Here is a 5,005-nt window from a genome sequence, read left to right on the forward strand (position 1 = left end):
GATTCTGTTATTGAAAAAGAAATGGTTAAATATACAGAAGAAAGTTACTCTGGAAATGATATTACAGATAAATGGAAATTTAAATAGAAGAATAAAATGGCAACATTATCATTTGAATTAGTAAAACTAAAATTTACATCCCCCTTACATCTTAGCAGAGGGCAAACGGATTTTTATGATAAATCGGAAACAATAATTCATTCCGATACTATAAAATCTGCATTATTTAGCTGTGCTAAAGTATTGTTTCAAGAAAGTATTACTAAGGATTTCCTTGAATCCTTTTTAATTAGTTCTGCTTTTCCTTTTAATGAGGATGATTACTTTTTCCCAAAACCAATCTCAGATATCCCCCTTAGAATAAATGATATTAAAGGAAAAGCAAAAGAAAACAAAAAGCTTAAAAAACTTGACTTTCTAAATAAATATTTTTTCGAGAAGACAATTAATGCTGATGAGTTTTTTGATGTTTCAAAAAATAATTTTTCCAAGAATGGAAAGTTTCTTGTGAAAGAAAATCAGCAAGTAAATATTTTTGAATCAGAAGTACAGCAAAGATTGGTTATGCCAAAAGGTGAAGAAGATAATCCCACACCTTATTATGTTGACAGATTATTTTTTAGAAATAATACAGGATTGTATTTTTTACTAAAAGCTAACGATAATAAAATAAGAAATGTAATTATTGATTCATTAGAATTATTATCGCAACAAGGCATAGGTACAGATCGTAATGTAGGAAACGGGCAATTTGATTTTGAATTAGTAAAAGATTTTAAAATAAATGTACCGGATAAAAGCAATAGTCAAATGACACTCTCCTTATTTTTACCTCAAAATCATGAAATAAGTGATGATACTCTAAAAAATAGCAGGTATCAATTATTAAAAAGGGGAGGTTATATTAGTAGTCCTGAAAATATGGATATTTTAACATTCCGTAAAAAATCAGTTTATATGTTTAAGGAAGCTTCAGTTTTTCCATTAAAAAAATTACAAGGGAAAATTCTTGATTTAAAACCTGATAATGTTCAAGGCCTTAATCACGAAATTTGGCGTGATGGTAAAGCTATTTTTATTCCATTAAAAATCATTAGTAATGACAAAAGTTAAAATAAAAACTTTAACTCCTGTTCATATTGGTAGTGGAGTTGATTTACAAAGTAATATTGAGTATTTATTTATAAATGACAAAATAGGTGTTATTGACGATAAAAAAGTACTGCAAGTAATTGGTGAAGAAAATATTAACAGGTGGGTTTCAATTATTAACAGCAAAGATAACTTGCTTGATTATTTAAGAAAAAGGAAAAATGATATTAAATTATCAGATGTTGCTTTACGTGAAATGGATGTTTATGCTTCGGATATTGGTAAAAATAAAACCTTAAAAGAGCAACTTCATAGTGCAAAAGGATTCCCAATGATACCCGGTTCATCAATAAAAGGAGCAATAAGAACAACTGTTATTTCTTATCTAATAGAAAAAGAGACAGATAGAGTAAAAAATATTATTAATAAAAAAAGGAGTTTTCTTAATAGTAAAGGAAGAAAATGGGATTTAAGATCATTTCAAGAAGTTGAATCTGAGATTTTAAACCAACTCTTAAGTAATTCATTTAAACCGGATGCAAATCGTAATGTATTCAGATTTTTGCAGGTAACTGATTCACATTTTAATTATAATACACTTGTAACAAATATGCAAGTATTGAATTTACAAAATAATGAATGGAGGATTAAGAATGGTACAGATCAACTTACTGAGATAATTGGTAATGATAATGAGGCTGAGATTAGAATAAAAATAAACAGTGAATTATTAAATAGAAATTTGAATAAAAAGGAAATAAAATCTGATGTAGGATTCTTAAAAGATATTCAATCCTTATTTGAGATAGTTAATAATCATACAAAATTATTAATTCAAAAAGAAATTGATATATGGGGAAAAATGGAGAAAGATTATCCCAATGAATTAATTGATTGGTATTTGGAAACTTTAAACGATTGCTTAGATGAAGCTGAAAGTTGCAAGGAAAATGAAGCAGTGATACGTATTGGTGGGGGTAGTGGCTGGGATAATATTACTGGTGCCTGGGCTAAGCACAATAAAGAATTATTTAATGATAATGAATGGGAAAAGCTTTCGAACTTATTAAATAAAAATAGAAAAGTCAGTTATTTTCCTAAAACACGAAAAATTGATGAAAGTGGTGATGTTTTAGGATTTATTAAATTAACTGCATTGCAAAAAACAACAAACGCTGGAAAAAATTCCCCAAACAAGATTGGAAATTAGTAATAAAATGGATCGACATAAAAACCGCACAAAAATGGGTTAACGAATTAATCAAAAAGTAAAATGCAAAAATACATCAACCAATTAATCGAAGATTTAAAAGAGGCAGAAGCTAATCCTGTTCAGGAGATTGAATTTAGCGAAGATTATGATGAATTTGTTAAACAAATGAAATTAATTGAAGAAGCAACTCATGAACCTGCTGAGAATGTTTTGGGGATTGGCTATATTGAGTTGCCACCTGTTGAAAGACTTAGTAAAGCACAAATTCAGCAACTTATGATCGCTATACTTAATGCTTTATCTGCTAAAGGAACAGAAATTACATTTCCGGGAAATAATATTCCTGTGGAATTAGCTTATTCTCAATTGCGCGAAAAGTTTAAAGAAGGTTTTTACTCAATGCCAGGCTGGATAATTGATTTTTGTAGTGGTTATTGCCCCGATTGTGCTTTTAAAGACTATTGTGATAATTATAATAAAGAAGAATGGGATAAACTTTAAAAATATAATACATCTTTGGTTATTTGGCTTTTTATACTAATCAATAAACTTGATAATAATCAAATATATTTCGCAGTTTGATTTGTGATAATTAATCATTATTTCACAAATGCATTTGTGATTTTATCCTAATTATTTGCAAATGCAAATGTGTTTTATTAAATTTGCAAAATAAAAATTTATTGAATATGGAAAGATTAAAACGTTTATCAGATGATGCAGTACGTATAACACCTATGCGGTTTAAAAGATATTTGATTGATAAAATAAATTGGGACAAACAACTAATTGGTATTTCGGGGGCAAGAGGTTGCGGAAAAACAATTCTTCTTTTACAGCACTTAAAGTCATTAAAAGAAAAGGAAAAAGCTATTTATGTTAGTTTAGATGATGTGTATTTTAGTAAAAATAAGCTAATATATTTTGCGGAGGAATTTTCTCAGATCGGTGGTAAGTATTTAATGCTTGACGAAGTACATAAATACACAAATTGGTCTCAAGAAATTAAAAATATTTATGATACATTACCTGATTTAAAAGTAGTTTTTACAAGCTCCTCTGCTTTAGAAATATATAAAGGCTCACATGATTTAAGTCGTAGAGCAACAGTACATAATTTAACAGGATTGTCTTTTAGGGAATTTATTGAATTAAAATATAAAATAAAATTTCCAGTATATTCACTAAGCGAGATTCTAAAGAATAATAGTAATACTTATGCAAATATTAAAGAACAAATCAAACCCTTAGAGTATTTTAATGAATATTTGAAAGAAGGTTATTATCCGTTTTTTTTAATTGAAAAAGAAGATTACTCAAATCAACTTGTTAATACTATAAATTTAGTTATTGAAAATGATTTACCTGCTATTTATAAAATTGATTTTAGTTCTGTTATTAAAATGAAAAAAATGTTATTTATAATTTCAAGAATATCTCCCTATAAACCTAATATTGAAAAGCTTGGGCGACAAACAAATACAAGCAGAGAAACCTTACTAAAGTATTTATTTTATCTTGATAAAGCACAAATTATACAATGGTTAGGTTCCAATGCTTATGGAATAAATTATTTGAATAAACCGGATAAACTATTTTTGGGAAATACAAATATTGCATATAGTTTAGCCAATGAAAAGCCTGATGTAGGAAGTATTAGAGAAACATTTTTTTTAAATCAATTAAAGCAAAACCATGTTGTAACTTACCCAAAACAAGGTGATTTTTTAGTTGATAATAAATACCTGTTTGAAATTGGTGGGAAAAATAAAACTCAAAAACAAATTAAAGGAATAAAAAACTCATACATAGCAGCTGATGATATTGAATATGGTTATAAAAATATTATTCCGCTCTGGCTATTTGGGTTTCTGTATTAAAAAAAAAATAATTAAGCTATGAATATTTTCAACGAAATAGATAAACTTCAAACAACTATTAAAGCTATACGTCCACTTTCTAAAGATCAGATTATTGAACTAAAACGCTATTTTAATATCAATCTTGCTTATGCCTCAAATGCAATGGAAGGCAATACTCTGACAGAAAGTGAAACAAAAGCTGTAATTGAAGATGGAATTACCGTTGGAGGAAAACCTTTAAAGTATCATCTCGAAGCTACCGGACATGCACAGGCGTATTATTTTATTTATGAATTAGCCAAAAAGAAAGAGCTTAAAGAAAAGGATATAAAAGAATTACACAAATTGTTTTATCAGCAAATAGAACCGGATAAAGCAGGAAAATACAGGAAAATACGTGTTTTTATTTCCGGCTCCGAATATAAATTGCCAAATCCAAATGAAGTGCCAGGGTTAATGAAAAGATTTGTAGAAAAATATAAAATACAAGAACCGGATAAACATATCGTGGAAATTGCTACACTTATTCACAAAGATTTTGTTTTCATACATCCTTTTATTGATGGAAATGGCAGGATAGCTCGTTTGTTAATGAATTTGATATTAATTAAATACGGTTTTCCAATCACAATTATTCCACCGGTTTTAAGAATGGAATATATAAATATGTTAGAAAAAGCTCATAAAAACGATAAGGAATATATTCATTTTATTGCCGAAAGAGTAAAACAAGCACAATTAGAATATATTAAACTGCTAACATAGATTGAAATTGTTAATTTGTCAAATTCAATGTTCTATTTTTTATCAGATTTTAGGAGGATAGATGAAAAGTTAA

At 27.8% G+C, this 5,005-nt stretch carries 5 protein-coding genes; all 5 read left to right on the top strand.

Annotation, left to right across the window (positions count from 1 at the left end):
- The first annotated feature begins 96 nt into the window (after positions 1-96).
- The 5 genes from csm4 (at position 97) to U9R42_00200 (ending at position 4,932) form a co-directional block, all read left to right on the top strand.
- On the top strand, positions 97-1,113 hold the full coding sequence (gene csm4 / locus U9R42_00180) for a type III-A CRISPR-associated RAMP protein Csm4 (protein ID MEA3494436.1): 1,017 nt from the start codon (positions 97-99) through the stop codon (positions 1,111-1,113).
- Positions 1,100-2,302: a type III-A CRISPR-associated RAMP protein Csm5 gene (csm5, locus tag U9R42_00185; GenBank protein MEA3494437.1), complete on the top strand. Its 1,203-nt coding sequence runs from the start codon at positions 1,100-1,102 to the stop codon at positions 2,300-2,302. The genes csm4 and csm5 overlap by 14 nt, the downstream gene beginning before the upstream one ends.
- Positions 2,303-2,365: 63 nt before the next feature.
- Positions 2,366-2,806 (top strand): hypothetical protein, encoded by a 441-nt coding sequence (locus U9R42_00190; GenBank protein MEA3494438.1) that lies wholly within the window; start codon positions 2,366-2,368, stop codon positions 2,804-2,806.
- Between the two features lie 188 nt (positions 2,807-2,994).
- On the top strand, positions 2,995-4,185 hold the full coding sequence (locus U9R42_00195; GenBank protein MEA3494439.1) for an AAA family ATPase: 1,191 nt from the start codon (positions 2,995-2,997) through the stop codon (positions 4,183-4,185).
- Between the two features lie 18 nt (positions 4,186-4,203).
- The gene (locus tag U9R42_00200) at positions 4,204-4,932 is read left to right on the top strand and encodes a Fic family protein (GenBank protein ID MEA3494440.1); all 729 of its coding nucleotides are present in this window, start codon (positions 4,204-4,206) and stop codon (positions 4,930-4,932) included.
- The last annotated feature ends 73 nt before the right edge of the window (positions 4,933-5,005 follow it).

It is taken from the genome of Bacteroidota bacterium (genome assembly GCA_034723125.1).
In the GTDB taxonomy this organism is placed as follows: Bacteria; Bacteroidota; Bacteroidia; order CAILMK01; family JAAYUY01; genus JAYEOP01.